Origin of the sequence: Pectobacterium odoriferum, assembly GCF_009931295.1 — a bacterium.
Classification (GTDB): Bacteria; Pseudomonadota; Gammaproteobacteria; order Enterobacterales; family Enterobacteriaceae; genus Pectobacterium; species Pectobacterium odoriferum.
The window spans coordinates 3,932,538-3,953,450 of sequence record NZ_CP034938.1; the positions used below are offsets into that span (position 1 = coordinate 3,932,538).

General features: G+C 53.6%; 14 protein-coding genes. 4 read left to right on the forward strand and 10 right to left on the reverse strand.

From position 1 onward, the window contains the following. Window positions 1–34 precede the first annotated feature (34 nt). A complete protein-coding gene (locus tag EO763_RS17805) occupies window positions 35–1,594 on the reverse strand; it encodes an MFS transporter (RefSeq protein ID WP_161529751.1) in 1,560 nt (519 codons plus the stop codon). 302 nt (window positions 1,595–1,896) lie between these two features. Beyond that, window positions 1,897–2,787: a LysR family transcriptional regulator gene (locus EO763_RS17810; RefSeq protein WP_161529752.1), complete on the reverse strand. Its 891-nt coding sequence runs from the start codon at window positions 2,785–2,787 to the stop codon at window positions 1,897–1,899. Between the two features lie 155 nt (window positions 2,788–2,942). On the opposite strand from EO763_RS17810, the gene EO763_RS17815 reads away from it, so the two are divergent. The 3 genes from EO763_RS17815 to EO763_RS17825 all read left to right on the forward strand — a co-directional run bounded on the left by EO763_RS17815 (window position 2,943) and on the right by EO763_RS17825 (window position 6,122). After that, window positions 2,943–4,361 carry a coniferyl aldehyde dehydrogenase gene (locus EO763_RS17815; protein ID WP_161529753.1) on the forward strand — a complete coding sequence of 473 codons (1,419 nt, stop codon included), beginning with the start codon at window positions 2,943–2,945 and terminating at the stop codon, window positions 4,359–4,361. Window positions 4,362–4,408: 47 nt separating this feature from the next. After that, entirely contained in the window at window positions 4,409–5,086 is a 678-nt protein-coding gene (locus tag EO763_RS17820; RefSeq protein WP_010305804.1) for a type 1 glutamine amidotransferase domain-containing protein, read from the forward strand. Between the two features lie 235 nt (window positions 5,087–5,321). Then, a complete protein-coding gene (locus tag EO763_RS17825; protein WP_161530435.1) occupies window positions 5,322–6,122 on the forward strand; it encodes a DUF1460 domain-containing protein in 801 nt (266 codons plus the stop codon). A gap of 117 nt (window positions 6,123–6,239) precedes the next feature. Here the strand turns inward: EO763_RS17825 and eno are convergent, their stop codons facing one another. The 5 genes from eno to rlmD all read right to left on the reverse strand — a co-directional run bounded on the left by eno (window position 6,240) and on the right by rlmD (window position 14,338). Next, the gene (gene eno, locus EO763_RS17830; RefSeq protein ID WP_039490950.1) at window positions 6,240–7,535 is read right to left on the reverse strand and encodes a phosphopyruvate hydratase; all 1,296 of its coding nucleotides are present in this window, start codon (window positions 7,533–7,535) and stop codon (window positions 6,240–6,242) included. A gap of 98 nt (window positions 7,536–7,633) precedes the next feature. Further along, complete coding sequence (gene pyrG, locus EO763_RS17835; RefSeq protein ID WP_010305827.1) at window positions 7,634–9,271, reverse strand: glutamine hydrolyzing CTP synthase; 1,638 nt, start codon at window positions 9,269–9,271, stop codon at window positions 7,634–7,636. A gap of 226 nt (window positions 9,272–9,497) precedes the next feature. Continuing rightward, window positions 9,498–10,310: a nucleoside triphosphate pyrophosphohydrolase gene (gene mazG / locus EO763_RS17840; protein WP_161529754.1), complete on the reverse strand. Its 813-nt coding sequence runs from the start codon at window positions 10,308–10,310 to the stop codon at window positions 9,498–9,500. 387 nt (window positions 10,311–10,697) lie between these two features. Continuing rightward, entirely contained in the window at window positions 10,698–12,935 is a 2,238-nt protein-coding gene (relA, locus tag EO763_RS17845) for a GTP diphosphokinase (protein ID WP_161529755.1), read from the reverse strand. A 53-nt stretch (window positions 12,936–12,988) separates the two neighbouring features. Continuing rightward, on the reverse strand, window positions 12,989–14,338 hold the full coding sequence (gene rlmD, locus EO763_RS17850) for a 23S rRNA (uracil(1939)-C(5))-methyltransferase RlmD (RefSeq protein WP_161529756.1): 1,350 nt from the start codon (window positions 14,336–14,338) through the stop codon (window positions 12,989–12,991). A gap of 117 nt (window positions 14,339–14,455) precedes the next feature. Between rlmD and barA the strand changes: the two genes are divergently transcribed. Then, window positions 14,456–17,251 carry a two-component sensor histidine kinase BarA gene (gene barA, locus EO763_RS17855; RefSeq protein WP_161529757.1) on the forward strand — a complete coding sequence of 932 codons (2,796 nt, stop codon included), beginning with the start codon at window positions 14,456–14,458 and terminating at the stop codon, window positions 17,249–17,251. A gap of 537 nt (window positions 17,252–17,788) precedes the next feature. Here the strand turns inward: barA and EO763_RS17860 are convergent. From EO763_RS17860 to garL, 3 genes are all read right to left on the reverse strand, one after another. Continuing rightward, the gene (locus EO763_RS17860) at window positions 17,789–18,934 is read right to left on the reverse strand and encodes a glycerate kinase (protein WP_161529758.1); all 1,146 of its coding nucleotides are present in this window, start codon (window positions 18,932–18,934) and stop codon (window positions 17,789–17,791) included. A 177-nt stretch (window positions 18,935–19,111) separates the two neighbouring features. Then, window positions 19,112–19,996: a 2-hydroxy-3-oxopropionate reductase gene (gene garR / locus EO763_RS17865; protein WP_161529759.1), complete on the reverse strand. Its 885-nt coding sequence runs from the start codon at window positions 19,994–19,996 to the stop codon at window positions 19,112–19,114. A gap of 89 nt (window positions 19,997–20,085) precedes the next feature. After that, complete coding sequence (garL, locus tag EO763_RS17870; RefSeq protein WP_010309153.1) at window positions 20,086–20,856, reverse strand: 2-dehydro-3-deoxyglucarate aldolase; 771 nt, start codon at window positions 20,854–20,856, stop codon at window positions 20,086–20,088. Window positions 20,857–20,913 lie beyond the last annotated feature (57 nt).

Here is a 20,913-nt window from a genome sequence, read left to right on the forward strand (position 1 = left end):
TCCAATTGAGTTATCAGTTAACAGTTCAATACAGTTACGGCTGCGTGGCGTGCGTGACCAGCTTGTCGCCTTTGTGGCGGTTCAGGTAGCCGATATTGTTGTTGCCCCACAGCGATTCATACGGCATACCCGCCAGCATTTCGACCGTTGCCCGCGCCTGCGGCGTAATCTTCTCCGGCACAGGACGCCCGGCTTCACGCATTTTCAGCGTCTCTTCCCGCAGCACGCTGTGCGTTTGCAGGTTGAGTTTAAAGCGCAGAGAAACCAGGAAGCCCAGCGCCAGCACGCCCACGGTGCCAACGCTCAAAATCATCAGAATCGTGTGGCTAACGCTCGGTGCTTGTACGCTCTGGCCGGATACGAAGCCGGAGAGCTGTAACACCACGCCCACCAGCATCACCGCACCAGCCTGAGAGGCTTTGCGAGTCAGCGTCATGATCCCGGCGAAGATCCCTTCGCGACGCTGTGCGGTGATCACTTCATCCACATCCGCAATATAAGTGTAGGTGTTCCACGGTACGTAATTGATCCCGCCGCGCCCGATACCCGCCAGCGCAGAAATCAACAGCAGCAGAGAGAAGGTGTCATGCAGACCGCTGTACCACAAGGCGGCATAGGAAAGCGCACTCACGCCAAACAGGCACACGACCAAGCGGTAAGACGGAGCCGGCCCAAAGCGAATACACAGCGGAATCATGCCGATCACCGCAATGAATTGCAGAATCGCCATGGTGCCCATCAGGTTCGACGCCATCGTCGGGCTTTGCATCAGCACAAAGACCACGTAATAAGTGAACACGGCGTTAAACACGTCCTGCGCGATATACCCGCCCAGATACATTCCGAGATGCTGACGGAAGATGCGAATACGCAGCGTGGAAACCAGCTCGACGTTCAGCCGTTTCAGGCTTTGGCCTAACGTCAGAGACTGCCGCTCTTTCTCCGCCCGCAGCGACGCTTCCGACATCTGATCGCGTGGCCGTTCCCAGGTAAAGAAATAGACCAGCGTCAGCACCAGCGCACAGATAACGGAGAACACCAGACTCGAATAGAAGAAGGACACCGCATTGTCTTTGCCAAAGTAGCCTAGCAGGATGCCCGGCAGAAACGCGGCCAAAATCGCAGACAGCTGCGCCAGCGCGATGCGTGCGCCAGAAAACTTGGTCTTCTGTTTGAAATCGTCAGTCATTTCCGGCACCAGCGTTTCATACGGCACCAGCACCATCGTATAGACGATATCGAACAGCAGGTACGTCAGCAGATAGTACCAATAGCTCATATCCCCAACCCACATGAAGCTGTAGCTGAACACGAAGGGAATACCGAGCAGAATAAAGAACTTACGGCGGCCAAAGCGTTTGCCCAGCCAGGTTGAACCGAAGTTATCGGTCAGGAAGCCCATCAGCGGGCTAACGACGGCATCGAGCACGCGCGCCATCGCAAAAATAAACGTTGCCTCAATCGGCGTTAAGCCACAGAACGTGGTGTAAAAATAGAGTAACCAGGCAGCCGTCAGCGCGGTGGTACCCGCACCAAGAAAGTCCCCTGAACCGTAGGCTAAATAGTTAGCCAAACCGATCTTACGCGTTTTCATCGCCATCCTTCCCCGAACATTTTTAATTATGAAGGTGTCACGCTGATACGGTAGCGCCCGGCGATCGTGAAAACCTTTGCGCTTTTGCCACCACGCGCCCCACGCTGGCAGCACAGGGAAGATTGGTGCGATCCGCTTCAAAGATTTTATAAAAAGCGATTTTAACTGAACGAAACCAGCAGTTCGTTTATGGCGATCACAGGATAGAAGATAGGAAGTCAGCGGGAAGAAGGGCAACGTCGCCAACGGACGTTGCCTTGTGATGTATTGAAAAATGGCGATTTTTTTAGCAGAGAATAGCGCTATTTAGCGTGCTGTAGTCGCCACAGAAAGGTTTGCCGCGCGTGGGCTAAACGCGGCTGGCGCAGCGCGCCCGGCACCCAGGCCAGATAGTAATCCAACTGCGTTGTGCCAACGGGAGGTGGAATGATGGCAAGCTCTCCGGCATCCAGCAGATCCTGACATAAATACACCGGCATCACCGTCCAACCAAATCCACTGGTCAGCACGCGACGCAGCGCACGCAGATCCTGACTCACCACGGCAGGTACCAGTCCCTTATCCTCCATGTGGTTCTTCTTCAACCAGTGATCGATCAGAGGAAACTCAAGGTCATACGCCAGCATCGGTTCCTGCGCCAGCGCCTGCGGCAAATCGCCCGTCTGCAATAGACGCTCGACGATTGCAGGTGCCGCCACCGCCTGCAATGTCGCACTCTTCAGCAGATCGCTTTTCAACCGCTTATCCGTCACTGGGTGCGCCGTTATGCCCAAATCACAATGCCCTTCAAGCAGCATTTGTTTAATCAACTCACCGTCGCCGGTATGCATATGTACCCGCACACCCGCTTCAAGCAGCGGCAATAGTTGTTCCGACACCACTTCAGCCATGAAATCCGCATGACCAATGATATGCAGCGTCCCTGCGACGTCCATTGACCTCGCGCGAGCAGAGGCCAGCGCCGCTTCAGCTTCATCGAGCTTGTCTCCCAGATCCGCCGCTAAGTCGTCTGCCGCCGATGTTGGCGTTACGCCATTTGCCTGACGCTCAAAGAGACGCCGCCCCACCGCCACTTCCAGCCCGGCAATGTGCTGCGACACCGCCGGCTGGGTCAGATTGAGCGCGCGTGACGCGCCGCTAATTGAGCGCTGCCGATAGACTTCCACAAACGTGCGTAGGCGGATGAGTGACATACGATACCTATAAAATTATTTATACCCCCCGAATAATAATCTTGTTGGCGGGCGGATCAACCCCTGCCGTATCCTTTATCCCATCTTGAGTGACCCGGAACCCCCGGCTAACTCTCTGTTTTCTCTGGTACTCGACGACGAAAAGGAGACAAAACATGTCGACACAACAATCCAAAAAGGATTTACAAGCCATCCTGAATACGATGAAGCGTGCTCATATTGCCTCTGGCTCCGCCGATGCCGCGCTGCGTAAAAGCCGCTTACAGCGCAGCATCAATCTGATTCGTGAAAACCATGCGGCGCTCGCACAGGCCATGAGTGACGATTTCGGCCATCGCAGCCTGTATCACTCTTTCGCCGCCGACATCGGCATCACGCTGAAAATACTCCAGAACGCCATCGATAACGTTGAACGCTGGATGCAGCCAGAACCCGTGGATGAACCCGCTCCCGGCATGCAGGCATGGATTCAACATCAGCCTTTGGGCGTGATCGGGGTGATCAGCCCGTGGAACTTCCCCGTGAATCTGTCGTTCGGCCCGCTGGCTGACATTTTTGCCGCCGGTAATACCGCAATTCTGAAACCGTCAGAGCTCACGCCGCATACGTCTGAGCTGCTGGCGGAATTGATTGCCCACTATTTTGATCCGCTGGAATTGGCCGTGGTGCTGGGTGATGCAGAAATCGGTCAGGCATTCAGCGAACTGCCATTCGATCATCTGGTGTTCACTGGCAGCACCGCCGTGGGGAAACAGGTGATGCGCACAGCGGCAGAGAATCTGGTGCCGGTCACGCTGGAGCTGGGTGGCAAATCGCCGGTCGTGATTGATCGCAGCGCGGATATCACCGAAGCCGTTGAACGCACGCTGACGGTGAAAACCTTCAACGCTGGGCAAATCTGCCTGTCACCGGATTATGTTCTGCTGCCCGAAGGTCAGGAGCAGGCTTTCCGCGATGCCGCAAAAGCCTTTATGCAGAAAAGCTTCCCGACGTTACAGGCGAATCCAGATTACACGTCTATCATTGCTGACAGACATTACGATCGTTTGATCCGCATCCTGAAAGAGGCTGAGCAGCAAGGCGCGACCGTCGTCAGTCTGGCACCGGAAGGCGAAGCGCCCTACGACGCCAAAAGCCGTAAGATTGCCCCGCATCTGGTGTTCGGCGTAAGCGATGAGATGACGATCATGCAGGAAGAAATTTTCGGCCCGCTGCTGCCCATCAAAACCTATCAGGCCGCAGAGGAACCGATTCACTACATCAATGCGCATCCACGTCCGTTGGCGGCCTATCTGTTCAGCAACGATGAAGCCATGCAGCAACGCTTCGCCAGCAGAACGACATCAGGCGCGCTGGTCATCAACGATGTAATGACGCACGTGTCTATCGACACACTTCCGTTCGGCGGCGTTGGCGCATCCGGCATCGGCGCGTATCACGGCGTTCACGGATTCCGCCGTTTCAGCCACGCCAAACCGATTGTCATACAAAGTGAAGATGGCGCGTCTAACCTGACACTGCGTGCGCCTTACCATGAGAAACAAGACGCGATTGTCGCCGTCCTGAAAGGGTAACCGGCGTCTATTCACCCGATCATCCTGCAACCCTAGAGAGAAAAATGATGAAAATTTTAATGGTACTGACTTCTCACGACAAACTGGGCAACACGGGTAATAAAACCGGCTTCTGGCTGGAAGAGTTTGCCGCTCCTTATTACACCTTTAAAGATGCAGGTGCCGAGCTGGTGCTCGCCTCCCCTGCTGGCGGCCAGCCACCTCTTGACCCGAAAAGCGATCTGGCCGATTTTCAAACTGAGCTGACGCATCGTTTTAAAGCAGACCCCGCTGCGCAGCAGGAACTGGCGAATACGGTAAAATTGGATACCGTCAGCGAACAGGATTTCGATGCCGTTTTCTATCCCGGCGGTCACGGCCCGCTGTGGGATCTGGCAGAATCGCCAGTCTCTATCGCGCTCATCGAAGCCTTTGTGCGCGCCAACAAACCGACCGGTTTTGTCTGCCACGCGCCGGGCGTACTGATTCATGTAAAAGCAGAAAATGGCGATGCGCTGATTAAAGGCCGCAAAGTGACGGGCTTCACCAATGGTGAAGAAGCGGCGGTTCAGTTGACGGACGTCGTACCTTTCCTGATTGAAGATGAATTCAAGAAACTCGGTGGGCTCTACGAAAAAGGCCCAGACTGGGCACCGTACCTCGTTGAAGACGGCAAGCTGATCACCGGTCAGAACCCGGCCAGCTCGGAAGTGGTCGCTAAAGCGATTCTCAAGCAGTTGGCTTAACCCGCGCTATCCCCTCATTCATCTGTGTCTAAAAAAACAGCGCCGCATCAGTCTAGTGATGCGGCCCTACTCTGCTATCCAATGAAACTTCCCAGATACATTAAGGGGAAGAACAGGCCTTATTCTCAAATAGTTTCTTACCTCAACAAAAGCCAAATAAAACACCTTTTCATCCTAACAAAAGATCATTTCCAGATAATAATCCTAATTCAATTAAATTTATCAGGAAAATATGATGAAAACATCAATGCTCGCGTTCCTATTTATTCCAGCCTGTTTAATTTCCTGTGCTTCACCCAATGCCCAAACATATCGTACAGCCATAGATGAGGCGACCGCCAAAAAAGCCAGCATGATTATTGCCTCAGAGGTCATTCCAGCATCAGGTAAAAGTCACGGAGAAATTATCCGTCAGGTATCATCAGCCTTTCTCAATACCCCCTACAAAGCGAACTCACTGATTGGGTCTCCTGACAAACCTGAAGTATTGGTGGCTAATTTCAACGGTGTAGACTGTTTCACGCTCGTAGATTACGTTGAAGCACTCAGCCGAAGTCAGGATCAAAAGTCATTTCTGAAAAATCTGACCAGAACACGCTATACCAACAGCCATGTCAGCTACCTCACCCGTCGCCACTTTTTTACTGACTGGTACGCCACCACGCCGCGTAACGCTATTGATGTCACTCGGGATATCAGCCCTGCTTATGTCACTGTTGATAAAAAACTTAACCGCCCACCACAGGGTGGGGAGTATGTTAAAGGACTGGGAATTACCGCGCGGAAAATAAATTATATTCCTGGGGATTTAATTGATATTCATGTACTGAACCATCTGAAAACAGGTGATTATGTAGGCGTTTATTCACCGCTGGAGGGACTGGATGTTTCACATATAGGCATTGTTATCCGCCAGGGTGACGAAGTATGGCTCAGGCACGCTTCTTCACTTCAAGCGAACAGAAAGGTTATCGATTCACCGTTTCTTGAATATATGCAATCAAAACCGGGGATTGTGGTTCTCCGCACTCAGTAACAATATACAGGCGAAAAAAATCCAGAAACGTTTTCACGCTTCTGGATTTTTATAGTTAATCACGCTGGGCGCGTATCAGGCCACTTTCTCAGCTACCAGATAACGCCAGAGACGTCATTACTGGCCTTTAACTTCTTTCAGGCCATTGAACGGTGCAGCATCACCCAGCGCTTCTTCGATACGAATCAGCTGGTTGTATTTAGCAACACGGTCAGAACGGCTCATAGAACCGGTTTTGATCTGGCCAGCCGCTGTACCTACAGCCAGGTCAGCGATGGTGGCATCTTCAGTTTCGCCTGAACGGTGAGAGATAACAGCCGTGTAGCCTGCATCTTTCGCCATTTTAATCGCAGCCAGCGTTTCGGTAAGAGAACCGATCTGGTTGAATTTGATCAGGATGGAGTTAGCGATGCCTTTATCGATACCTTCTTTCAGGATCTTGGTGTTGGTTACGAACAGATCGTCACCAACCAGCTGGATTTTGTCGCCCAGAACTTTGGTCTGGTAAGCGAAGCCAGCCCAATCAGACTCGTCCAGACCGTCTTCGATAGAGACGATTGGGTACTGTTTGGTCAGATCTTCCAGGAAGTGGGTGAATTCTTCAGAGGTGAATGCTTTGTTGCCTTCGCCAGCCAGAACGTATTTACCGTCTTTGTAGAATTCAGACGCTGCGCAGTCCATCGCCAGCGTGATGTCTTTGCCCAGCTCGTAGCCTGCTGCTTTTACCGCTTCTGCGATAACAGCCAGCGCTTCGGCGTTGGAACCCAGGTTTGGCGCATAGCCACCTTCGTCACCAACAGCAGTACCCATACCTTTGGATTTCAGAACTTTAGCCAGGGTGTGGAACACTTCAGAACCCATACGGATGGCTTCTTTCAGGGTTTTCGCGCCAACAGGCTGAATCATGAACTCTTGGATATCAACGTTGTTATCCGCATGCTCGCCGCCGTTGATGATGTTCATCATTGGCAGTGGCATAGAGTATTTGCCTGGGGTGCCGTTCAGTTCAGCGATGTGAGCATACAGCGGCAGGCCTTTTGACGCTGCTGCGGCTTTAGCGGCTGCCAGAGAAACAGCCAGAATAGCGTTAGCACCAAACTGGGATTTGTTGTCAGTGCCGTCCAGGTCGATCATGATCTTGTCGATGTTCGCCTGATCTTTCGCGTCTTTACCCAGTACAGCCTGAGCAATCGGGCCGTTAACAGCAGCAACGGCTTTCGTTACGCCTTTGCCCAGAAAACGGGATTTGTCACCGTCACGCAGTTCCAGTGCTTCGCGAGAGCCAGTAGAAGCTCCTGATGGCGCAGCAGCCAGACCTACAAAACCACCTTCCAGATGAACTTCCGCTTCAACAGTTGGGTTTCCGCGTGAGTCGATGATTTCACGGCCGATGACTTTAACAATTTTGGACATTAGATTTTCCTCAGTACAAGTTAAACTAAAACTTTAGATAGAACTAAAACCCTAGACGAACAACGCGCGATAGCGATCGCGCGTTGCTGATATAACTCTTACTTCACCTGACGCTTCTGGTACGCGCCAGCGGCTTTCACAAAGCCGGCAAACAGGGGATGTCCATCTCGCGGCGTTGACGTGAATTCCGGGTGGAATTGGCAGGCAACGAACCAGGGATGATCGGGTAATTCAACAATCTCCACCAGTTTGCGGTCGGCGGAAAGACCAGCAACCCGTAATCCCGCCGCTTCAATCTGTTTCAACAGCATGTTGTTAACTTCATAACGATGACGGTGACGTTCGATAATCGTCTGCTCACCGTACATCTGACGCACCAGACTGCCTTCGGTCAGATGGCATTGCTGCCCGCCAACGCGCATGGTGCCGCCCAGATCGCTGGCTTCATCACGGACTTCAACATTGCCGTTCTCATCACGCCATTCTGTGATCAACGCAACCACCGGATACTTACAGTCTGGCATAAACTCCGTTGAGTTTGCGCCTTCCATTCCGGCAACGTTACGGGCAAATTCCATTAATGCGACCTGCATCCCCAGGCAAATGCCCAGATAAGGGATATTGTTCTCACGGGCGTAACGCGCCGACATGATTTTCCCTTCGACGCCACGATAGCCAAAACCGCCCGGAATCAGAATAGCGTCTAAATCTTTCAATACTTCGACGCCACGGGTTTCAACATCCTGTGAGTCGATCAGTTTGATATTTACCGTCAGACGGTTCTTCAGCCCGCCGTGTTTCAGGGCTTCAATAACGGATTTGTAGGCATCCGGCAGCGCAACATATTTGCCGACCATACCGATAGTGACTTCACCGCCCGGATTCGCTTCTTCATACACAACCTGTTCCCATTCTGACAGGTTGGCCTCGGGACAGTTCAAGCTGAATCGTTTACAAATATAATCGTCCAGCCCCTGTGATTTCAATAGCGACGGGATTTTATAAATTGAATCAATGTCTTTAAGGGAGATTACTGCTTTTTCCGGCACATTACAGAATAAAGCAATTTTTGCACGCTCGTTGGCAGGCACAGTGCGATCGGAACGGCAAATCAGCACATCAGGCTGAATACCGATAGAAAGCAGTTCTTTAACGGAGTGCTGCGTCGGCTTGGTTTTCACTTCGCCCGCCGCCGCCAGATACGGCACCAGCGTCAGGTGCATAAACAGCGTGTGTTCGCGGCCCACTTGCACCGCCATCTGCCGAATCGCTTCAAGGAACGGTAAAGACTCGATATCGCCGACGGTACCGCCGATTTCTACCAGAACGACATCGTGACCTTCGCCACCTTCAATGATGCGCTCTTTAATCGCGTTGGTGATATGCGGGATCACCTGAATGGTCGCGCCCAGATAGTCGCCACGGCGCTCTTTGCGCAGGACATCAGAGTAGATACGGCCAGTGGTGAAGTTGTTGCGGCGCGACATTTTGGTGCGGATGAACCGCTCGTAGTGACCCAAGTCCAGATCGGTTTCGGCGCCGTCTTCGGTGACAAACACTTCACCGTGCTGCGTCGGGCTCATCGTGCCCGGATCCACGTTGATGTACGGGTCCAGTTTCATGATGGTAACGTTGAGGCCACGGGCTTCAAGAATAGCCGCCAGAGAGGCTGCGGCAATGCCTTTACCCAGAGAGGAAACGACCCCGCCGGTCACAAAAATATAATTAGTTGTCATGCTGAACCTGAGAGTTTAGGTTTAAAGACGATGGAGGTACCAAGACGGGAAAGTAGTATACCTGAACCTGATGAACGCCACAAATGTTCGTTTTACACAATGTGGCGATTCCAACACACTCGAAGGCGAAGTAAAACCGCTCTCACCAAAACCAATAATTACCTTTAATAACAATAGAATAAAATCATTAAAATCGATAAAAACAGAGTTTGTGATTAAAAACGGATTAATGGCCTATTTCCTGTTTTTTCACCTGCTGCCATGCGGCTTCCATTTCGTCCAGTGTTGCCTGTTCCAGCGTTTTCCCCGATGCCGTAACGATTTGTTCTACCTCACGAAAACGTCGAGTGAACTTACGATTTGCTGCCTGTAACGCCGTCTCGGCCTTGTGTCCCAGATGGCGAGAGAGATTGACTGTAGCGAACAATAAATCACCAATCTCTTCACCTAATTTTTCTTCATCGACAACGGCTTGCCGCGCCTCAAACATCACCTCATCGATCTCTTCGTACACTTTATCGAGCACCGGCCCCAAGCTGTCCCAATCGAAGCCAACAGAGGCACAACGCTGCTGAATTTTTTGCGCTTTCATTAAGGCAGGCAGCGCATCAGGAATGTCGTCCAACGGCGAATGACGATCTTTCTCCGCCCGCTCCTGCGCTTTAGTCTGTTCCCACTTTACCAGCACGGCATCGCTGTCCGTCAGCGTCAAGTCGCCGAAAATATGCGGGTGGCGGCGTTCCAGCTTGTCGCTGATGGCGTTACACACGTCGGAGAAATCGAACAAGCCCTTTTCCTGCGCCATTTGCGCGTAAAACACCACCTGAAACAGTAAATCCCCTAACTCACCGCGCAAGTCATCAAAATCCTGACGGCTGATGGCATCCAGCACTTCATACGTTTCTTCTAGCGTATAAGGCGCGATAGTGTCAAAAGTCTGTTTCTTGTCCCACGGACAACCATTTTCAGGATCGCGCAGGGTTTTCATGATGGCGAGCAGGCGCTCGACGGAGGATAAATTCGTCAAAGATACGGTCATAATATTCCTGAAAAAATGTGTATAAAAATAGCAAAACACGGCAGCCAACTTCGGCTAAAAAGCGCAAAGACATCACTATTTTCATTTCAACGGCGTAAAAAATTGTGCTGAGATGCACATGACCGCCGAGTGAGCCGCATGGACGCGGCGAAAGCCTGTGCCGCGTATGGAACGCGTCACAGGCGGCTCGACAGCGGGCATGTTCATCGAAGGAACCGCATCGCGGCACAATTTTCGCCAAAAGCCTGGGTTCTGAGGGATGCGGCGTCTGAGCATCCCTCAGTCGGGCGTGGCAATGGTGCCACAAAGAACAATATGGCTAATCACGCACGAAACTGTTCACCACACCCGCCAAGGTTTTCAACTGGCAGATGGTGAAACCACCATTTACGCCCCCTGTTGGCGCCGCGCATCGATCACATCCGGCAGTTGGTTGAGCTTCGCCAGAATGCGGCTCAACACTTGCAGGTTGTAGATCTCGATATCCATATCAATCGTGGCCAGTTGCTGCTTGGTATCGCTGCGGCTGGCGACGCCCAGTACATTAACCTTCTCATTCGCCAGAATCGTGGTGATATCCCGCAGCAGGCCGCTACGATCGTTGGCAATCACCCTCACCACCAGCGAATAGCCGCTGGAGTAGCTTTCGCCCCATACCGCATCCACAATGCGCTCCGGTGAGCTGGCGCGCAGTTCGTCCAACTGTTCACAGTCGGCGCGGTGAATCGAAATGCCCCGTCCGCGCGTGATAAACCCGGTGATCTCATCACCCGGAATCGGCTGGCAGCAGCGGGCAATGTGGTGCATCAGATTACCTACACCTTCCACCACCACGCGGCCGTTATCCTTATTATTACTGCGTACCGGCGGCTGATGTGACTTCTGCGTCAACTGGCGCAACGCTTCACGATCCAGCTCTTCCGCAGTAGGCTGTTTTAACTGCGATTGCAGGAAATTCACCATCTGATTCAGACGGACATCACCGCCGCCGATAGCGGCCAGTAATTCATCCAGCGAATTCACGTTATAACGCGGCAGCAGCAATTTTTCCGCCGCTTTCAGGCTAACGCCTAGGTGTGCCAGTTCATCATCCAGAATCTGCCGACCTGCCAGAATATTCTTGTCACGATCCTGCTTACGGAACCAGTTCTGAATCTTGGAACGCCCACGGCTGGTGGTGATATATCCCAGATTCGGGTTCAGCCAGTCACGGCTCGGGTTCGGTTGCTTCTGGGTGATGATTTCAATCTGATCGCCCATTTGCAGTTGGTAGGTAAACGGCACAATACGTCCACCGATTTTCGCTCCGATGCAGCGGTGCCCGATATCGCTGTGGATGTGATAAGCAAAATCCAACGGCGTGGAGCCCGTGGGGAGATCCACCACATCGCCTTTTGGCGTAAAGACATAAACCCGGTCGTCAAACACCTGACTGCGAACTTCGTCCAGTACGTCATTCGAATCCGCCACTTCTTCCTGCCAGGCAAGCAGTTTCCGCAGCCAGGCAATGCGGCCTTCGTAGCCGGAACGCCCGCCCACGGAGGAGCCTTCTTTGTATTTCCAGTGTGCTGCGACGCCCAGTTCGGCATCCTCATGCATCTGTCGCGTACGAATCTGGATTTCGAGCGTCTTTCCACCCGGCCCTAACACCACCGTGTGAATGGACTGATAACCGTTTGGTTTGGGGTTAGCGACGTAGTCGTCAAACTCGTCCGGCAGATGGCGATAGTGGGTATGCACGATACCGAGCGCCCCGTAGCAGTCCTGCAAACGCTCAACGACAATGCGTACCGCACGGACATCGAACAGCTCGTCGAACGACAATGCTTTCTTCTGCATCTTGCGCCAGATGCTGTAGATATGCTTAGGACGACCGTAGATCTCCGCCTGCACGCCCTCTTCTTTCATCGCGTTGCGCAGCGTTTTGACAAAATCGTCAATGTACTGCGCACGATCGATACGGCGCTCGTGCAGCAGCTTGGCGATTTTTTTATATTCATCAGGATGCAGATAGCGGAAGCAGAAATCTTCCAGCTCCCACTTTAACTGGCCGATACCTAAGCGGTTAGCCAGTGGCGCATAGATATTGGTACATTCTTTGGCCGCCAATACCCGTTCTTCTTCCGGGGCATCCTTCACTTCACGCAGGTGCGCAATCCGCTCAGCGAGTTTGATGACCACGCAGCGGAAATCTTCCACCATCGCCAGCAGCATGCGGCGGATGTTATCGACCTGCTCAGACGCGCCGGAATCATTCTGCGTGGCTTTGAGCTGGCGAATTGCATCCATATCGCGCACGCCATGCACCAAATCAACGATGTTTTTACCAAACGCGGCTTCCAGCGTCGCCTCATCGACCACGTTCGCGTCTGCCAGCGGAAAGAGCAGCGCCGCGCGCATGCTGTCATTGTCCATACTCAGCGTGGACAGGATTTCCACCATTTCAATGCCGCGCCACAGCAGTAGCGACGCATCGGCGTGATCTTGCGTTTGCTGCTCACAGTAACGCCAGGTTTCGGCTAAACGTTCACACGATTGCTGGCTGGAAATACCCAGTGAAGCAATCCACGCGTCAGGGACAAACTCACCTTCCGTATTCAAATGCGCACTTCTTACCGCAACCATAATTTCTCCCTACGTTACCCTTCACCTTGCAAACGACGCCGCTTTGCTGCCTATTACGCCTTTCGCGTGCCGGTATCGTGCAAAAACAGTGCCATCGATTCAAGGTGACCGGTATGTGGAAACATATCCAGCATCGCGACATTCGCCAGCCGATAACCGGCTGCCAGTAATACTTTGCTGTCGCGTGCTAGCGTCGTGGCGTTACAGGAGACATACACCACGCGTTTCGGTGCCAGTCTGGTTATCTGCTCCATCACGCCTGCCGCGCCCGCACGTGCCGGATCAAGTAATATCTTATCAAAACCCTGAGCCGCCCACGGCTGCTGCGTGACGTCATCTTCAAGATTTTGGTGAAAAAATGTGACATTGGACAGCCGATTGCGTCGGGCATTCTCGCGTCCTTTCTCAACTAACGCGGTTACCCCTTCTACACCGACAACGCTGGCGGCACGCTGTGCCAGCGGTAGCGTGAAGTTACCCATGCCACAAAACAGATCTAATATTCTATCCTGCGGTTGCACATCCAACCATGCCAGCGCCTGCGCGACCATCTGCTGGTTCACCGCATCATTGACCTGAATAAAATCACGCGGGCTAAAGGCCAGCGTCAGCCCGGCAACGTGATAAACCGGCTCTTCACCCTGTAGACACGTCAGCGAATCGGCATCCGGTGCCAGATAAACCGAAACGCCCTGCTGCTGCGCAAAATCACGCAGCGCCTGCTGATCCGATGAATGGAGTGGATCAAGGTGCCTCAGCACCAGCAGCGGACCGTTCTCCGCCTGCACCAGCTCCACATGCCCAAGGCGCTTCACCGCCTTTAATCGGCTCAGACAGTCGCGCAGCGGTTGCAGCAGCGCTTCAAGTTCGGGGCGCAGCACCGGACAGGCTTTGATATCCACCAGATCATGAGAATTTGACTGCCGATAGCCCATCAACAGACGCTGCTCTTTTGCCTGAAAGTATAACGCAAGCCGCGCGCGCCTCCGATAGGCATAAGGTGTGCCAGCAATCAGCGAGGCTTCAGGCAGCTCAGCGCCCGTTTCCCGCGTCATCAGACGCATCAATGCAGCCGTTTTGCTGCTCTGTTGCAGCGCGATGTCCGCGTGCTGCTGCTGGCAGCCACCACAGCGGGTAAAATGCGGGCACGGCGGCGTAACGCGCTGCGGGCTAGGCGTCAGCAGACGTTTAAGTTTTGCATGCGAAAACTGACGCTTCTCTTCCGTCAGTTGGATCTCGGCCTGCTCTCCCGGCAGTACTCCCGTGACAAACACCGTCTTACCTTCGTGACGCGCCACCCCCTGCCCAAACGGATCAAGCGACGTGACCGTAACAGTGAGGTTCTTAGCAGGAATTGCTTTCCGGGTCGTCACACGCCGGTTTGGAGAGTAGAATTGCGCCATAATGTACTATCGATTGATCTCTTGAGTTGAACGGCTGTAACCGGTACATGCAGTACCCGATAACTAATTACATCATTGGGTGCCTAGCATCCTCTAATTCTCCCACATTGGAACCCCATGACCAAATACAGTCTTCGTGCACGGATGTTGATACTGATTTTGGCACCGACGCTGATGATCGGGCTGCTGCTTAGTTCGTTCTTCGTCATCCATCGTTACAATCAGTTGCAGTCGCAGTTGGCCGATTCGGGCACCAGTATCATTGAGCCGCTGGCAACCATCAGCGCTTATGCCATTACTCATCGCCAGATGGACACGATTCCCGCATTAATCAATACGCTCCATCGCCGTCACTCCGCGATTATTCGTACCATTAGCGTGTTCGATGCGCGTAATCAGCTCCTGGCCACCACCAACGTCCGCAACAATGTGGCATTACAGTCGCTCAGCAGCGATGCGCTTGCACACAATAAGCTGCACCTGCACCACACAAATGACGCGCTGATTCTGCACATGCCGATCGTCACTGACAGCGAATTCATGCAGGGTGGAACAACGCCCGTGCTGCCTGGTACCGCCACACCTCTCGGCTATCTGGTGATCGAGCTGGATACCAGCACCATTCGGCTTCAGCAGTATCAGGAAATTTTCATCGCCGCGCTCCTGCTGCTGTTATCTTTGGGTGCCGCCGTCATCTTTGCCTATCGTCTGATGCGGGATGTCACCACCCCGATTCGCAATATGGTGGATACCGTTGATCGTATTCGTCGTGGGCAGTTGGATAGCCGAGTCGAAGGTTACATGCTCGGCGAGCTGGATATGCTGAAAAACGGCATCAACTCGATGGCGATGTCGCTGACCGCCTACCACGAAGAAATGCAGCAAAATATCGATCAGGCGACCTACGATCTGCGGGAAACGCTGGAGCAGATGGAGATCCAAAACGTTGAGCTGGATCTGGCCAAAAAGCGCGCGCAGGAAGCCGCCCGCATCAAGTCTGAGTTTCTGGCGAATATGTCGCACGAACTGAGAACGCCGCTGAATGGCGTGATCGGTTTCACCCGCCAGACGTTGAAAACGCCGCTGAACACGACACAGACGGACTATCTGCTCACCATCGAGCGATCCGCCAATAACTTGCTGACGATTATTAACGATGTGCTGGATTTCTCGAAGCTAGAAGCCGGAAAGCTGGTGCTGGAGGATATTCCGTTCTCGCTGCACAACACGCTGGACGACGTTGTGATGCTGCTGGCGCACACGGCACATGAAAAAGGATTGGAGCTGACGCTCAGTATTCAGAATGACGTACCCGAACAGTTTGTCGGCGATCCGCTACGGATTCAGCAAATCATCACCAATCTGCTGGGTAACGCGATTAAATTTACCGAACAGGGCAACATCGATATTCGGGTGGAGAAGCGTCGACAGGAACTTCATCAGGTGCAGTTAGAAGTGCAAATACGCGATACTGGCATCGGTATTGCCGAGTTGCAGCAATCGCAGCTGTTCCAAGCTTTCCGTCAGGCCGACACCAGTATTTCACGCCGTCATGGCGGCACGGGACTCGGGCTGGTCATCACCCAACGTCTGGTCAAAGAAATGGGTGGCGACATCAGTTTTCAGAGCGAGCTCAACAAGGGATCGACCTTCTGGTTCCACATCACGCTGCCGCTCAACCCGCACGCGATACCGACCGATCCCGCCTACACGATGCTGCAAGGCAAACATCTAGCCTACGTGGAGTACCATCCCATCGCCGCGCAGGCCACGCTGGATATCCTGAGTCAGACGCCGCTCATCGTGAGCTACAGCCCGACGTTTGAGCAACTGCCGGAAGGGGAATTTGATATCCTGCTGCTCGGTATTCCCGTGCAATACCGTAATACGCTGCTCGACTACACGCCCAGACTGCGCGATATCTGCCGCCGCTCGCCCTGTGTGATTCTGGCGCTGCCTAGTCTGGCGCAAATGGATGCCGAGCAGTTGAAAACCTTCGGCGTACATGCCTGCCTGAGCAAACCGCTCGCCGCGTCACGCCTGCTGCCGCTGTTACAGGACAGCACGCTGTTCCAGTTCTCTTTTCTGCCGGACGATACTGCATCGCATCAGAGTGCCGCACGCCATCTAGCCCGTTTACCGTTGAGGGTGATGGCGGTGGATGACAATCCAGCTAATCTGAAACTGATCGGCACGCTGCTGGAAGAGCAGGTCGAGACGGTTATCCTGTGCGAAAGCGGACAAGATGCGATTGCACAGGCAGAGCTGAGTCAGTGCGATGTTATTCTCATGGATATTCAGATGCCGGGTATGGACGGCATTTGCGCCAGCGAGCTGATCCGTCAGATCCCTCACCATGCCACCACGCCTATCATTGCGGTGACGGCGCAGACCATGACAGGTGAACGCGAGCATCTGCTGCGTTCGGGTATGGATGACTATCTGGCGAAACCAATAGACGAGCAGATGCTGAAAAGCGTGTTGACGCGTCATGCACGGCGAGATCCGCTGAAGCGCAATCGGGGCGAGATTACGGGATTACTGAACGAGCACGACGATAGCCAGCTATCACTCGACTGGGCGCTGGCGCAACAACAGGCGGCCAACAAGCCGGAACTGGCACGTGACCTGCTGCAAATGCTGTTGGATTTCTTGCCAGAGGTTCAGCGGAAGATAGAAAACGTGCTGAAGGGCCAGACGGATGATGGCATCATCGAGCTGGTTCATAAACTGCACGGCAGTTGCAGCTACAGCGGCGTTCCGCGTCTGCAACGCATCTGCCGCTATCTGGAACAACAGCTGCGTAAAGGCGTTCACGCCAGCGATCTGGAACCCGAATGGCTAGAGCTGCTGGACGAAATCGACAACGTCAACAAAGCCGCCCAGCCGCATATCAAACCTATGCTTTCATAATCAATATCCCCACGTCATATTTTATGTGGCTGTGGAGACAGTTTCGTGCGCTTACAATATGGCTATTCCATGCTCCTCCGCAGCACGCGCCCGACACGGGACGGCTCAAGCGCCGCTCGCCCCGTGACCCCAGGCTTTTTGGCGGAAATTATGCCGCTAACGCGGGGCCTTCGTCGGTATCTGGCTTTACGGACCACTTGCGACACGATTACTCACCCCATAAATGGGGCTCGCCCTCCGGGCCAGCACACGTGCTGTTCAAAAACGTCTCTGACGTTTTTGTCCGACGTGGCGCAAGCTTTCGCCGCGTCCTGCGGCTCATCCGAAGCCAGCTATCTCCTCAGCATAATTTTTACGCCGGATAACGGCAAAACCCACAATGTCGCTGCATTCGTATAAGAAACAGCAGCCTGACAGAGGGAGAATCTAACGCTGAACGTTTAAGGGACAAGCGCACGAAACCGCCTCCGCATCTGCATAAAAACGTGTAGATAAAAGGCGCTGATTAACCGTAACGTCACCGCATCACGATGACACTCAGCGCGACACAGACTGCGCCAGTCGGATCGTGGCGGCGATATTACGTGCCGTCATCCGCACATTCTCTGCCGCATTATCCAGTGCTTCTTCTAATGAGCAGATGTTGTAAAGCACGCTGAATACGGCATCCAGACCATGTTCATGCACCACGCCGACATCTGCCGTCAGGCTGCCGGCAATGCCAATCACCGGTTTGTTATACTGTTTGGCGATCCGCGCCACACCAATCGGCACTTTACCGTGGATCGTCTGACTGTCGATGCGCCCTTCCCCGGTAATCACCAGCGTGGCATCTCGTACCAGCTCATCCAGCCCCAACGCTTCTGTGACAATCTCAATACCCTGACGCAGCTCAGCGCCGCAAAAAGCCTGTAGCGCCGCCCCCATACCGCCCGCCGCCCCCGCACCGGGAACGTGTTCCACGTCCATGTCCAGATCGTGGCGAATCACCGTCGCATAATGCTTTAGCGCATTATCCAGCTGTTCAATCATCTCCGGCGTGGCCCCTTTCTGGGGGCCAAAAATCGCCGACGCCCCCTGTTTCCCCGTCAACGGATTGGTCACATCACAGGCCACTTCAAAGCGACAATTTTTAATACGCTCATCCAGCTCACTGATATCAATGCGAGCGAGTTTGTCGAGTTCCCCCCCGCCAAAACCGATCTGTTCGCCCTGCTTATCCAGCAACTTCGCGCCCAGCGCCTGCACCATGCCCGATCCGCCGTCATTGGTTGCGCTTCCGCCAATGCCGATGATGCAGTGTCGAACACCGTGATCTAACGCGCAGCGAATCAACTCGCCCGTGCCATAGCTGGTCGTTTTTAACGGATTGCGCAGTTGCGAAGGCACTCGTTCCAGACCGCTCGCTGCCGCCATCTCAATAAAAGCCGTTTTTTCATCGCCAGACAGGCCAAAGAACGCGTCGATGTTATCGCCTAACGGTCCTGTCACCTTAACATTCACAATCTTGCCATCGGTCGCAGCGACCATGGCTTCCACGGTGCCTTCTCCACCATCTGCAACAGGCAATTTGACATAGCAGGCATCAGGAAATATTTCACGAAATCCCTTTTCAATCTGCGTAGCAACCTCTTGTGCAGACAGGCTTTCTTTATAAGAATCCGGTGCGATCACTATTTTCATAAACGATCCGATTTCATCAACGTTCCGATTGCATCAATAATCCGCGCGCTCATGAAACGGCGCTTATACCTGCCAACGTTCAGGGCAGCATATCCTGAAACCCAGTAGGTAGGTCAGAGTGATTATCTGCCAGTCGGCTGGCATCCTGTGCCAGCCTCGTGACTATCGCTTCACGGCTTATCGCGTAACTTCAACTTTGGCCAGCTTCTCGTAGTAACACGCCAGCGCACTGTGGTCGGCCGATCCCAGATCGTCCGCTTTCAGCGCCTGCATCATTTCCATCACCGCAGCCGTTAACGGCAGCTGTGCGCCGACGCCGTGTGAGGTATCCAGCGCGTTCGCCAAATCTTTGATATGCAGATCGATGCGGAAACCCGGCTTAAAGTTACGATCCATCACCATCGGCGCTTTCGCATCCAGCACGGTGCTGCCCGCCAATCCACCGCGGATCGCCTGATAAACCAGATCCGGGTTAACCCCTGCTTTCGTCGCCAGCACCAGCGCCTCGGACATGGCGGCAATGTTCAGCGCCACAATCACCTGATTCGCCAGTTTGGTCACGTTACCTGCACCGATATCACCAGTATGTACAACAGAACCCGCCATGGATTTCAGAATCTCAAAGCAGCGCTCAAACTGGGCTTTGTCGCCACCGACCATCACAGACAGCGTACCGTCGATCGCTTTCGGTTCACCACCGCTGACTGGCGCGTCCAGCATAGCGATCTCTTTCACCGCCAGTGCGGTAGCAATTTCACGGCTGGCAAGCGGGGCGATTGAACTCATATCCACCACAATGCTTCCGGCGCGCGCACCGTCGATGACGCCGTTTTCACCCAGCACCACCTCTTTAACGTGTGGAGAGTTAGGCAGCATGGTGATGATGACATCACACAGCTCCGCAACCTGTTTCGGCGTTTCAGCCGCCGTAGCGCCCGCTGCAACCACTTCCGCGACCGCGTCCAGATTTCGATCCATCACGACTAATGAGTAACCTGCTTTCAGCAGATTTTTACTCATCGGTTTTCCCATGATGCCCAATCCAATAAAACCAATTTTCATCGCCCTAACCTCATTGTCTGATGTAGATATCACTTCAATTCACGATGAACCCGCCTCATGGCGGATCCGATTCGCACGGAATTAATGCATTACTTCTTGTACTTGTCGCTCAGCGCCTGTGTTGCGCTGCGGAACACGCCCAGATCGCTGCCGACCGCAACGAAGCTTGCGCCCCATTCCAGATAGCGACGCGCATCGGCTTCAACCGGTGCCAGAATGCCGCACGGCTTGTTATGCGCAGCGGTACGATCGAAGATGTGGCGGATCGCTTTCTGCACGTCAGGATGATTAGGCTGACCGAGGTAGCCCAGCGCCGCAGACAAGTCGCTCGGGCCAACAAACACGCCGTCTACGCCGTCTACTGCAATAATTGCATCCAGATTGTCGAGGCCGTCCTGACTTTCGATTTGCACTACGACGGTGATGTTGTCGTTGATCTTGGCGAAATAGTCCGGTTCGGTGCCATAGCAGTTGCTACGGTGCGCCACGGAAACGCCGCGGATGCCCGCTGGCGGATAACGGGTTGACGCGACCGCACGCGCAGCTTCTTCCGCCGTTTCCACGAAAGGAATCAGGAAGTTATTGAACCCAATATCCAGCAGTCGCTTGATGATGATCGGCTCATTGCACGGCGGACGGACGACAGGTGCACTGTGGCTGCCTTTCAGCGCCATGAGCTGAGGAATAAACGTCACGATATCGTTAGGTGCATGCTCTCCATCCAGCACCAGCCAGTCGAATCCCGCCAGCCCCAGCACTTCGGTTGAAATCGGGTTGCCCAGCGCACACCAGCAGCCAATCAACGTTTTCCCCTGCAGCAAATCTTGGCGAAAACGGTTAGGTAACAGCGGAGTCTTCATTTTTTATCCTCGGTCATTCCAGCGCCGCTTGCCTGAAGCGGCGCGCTCAAAAAACGG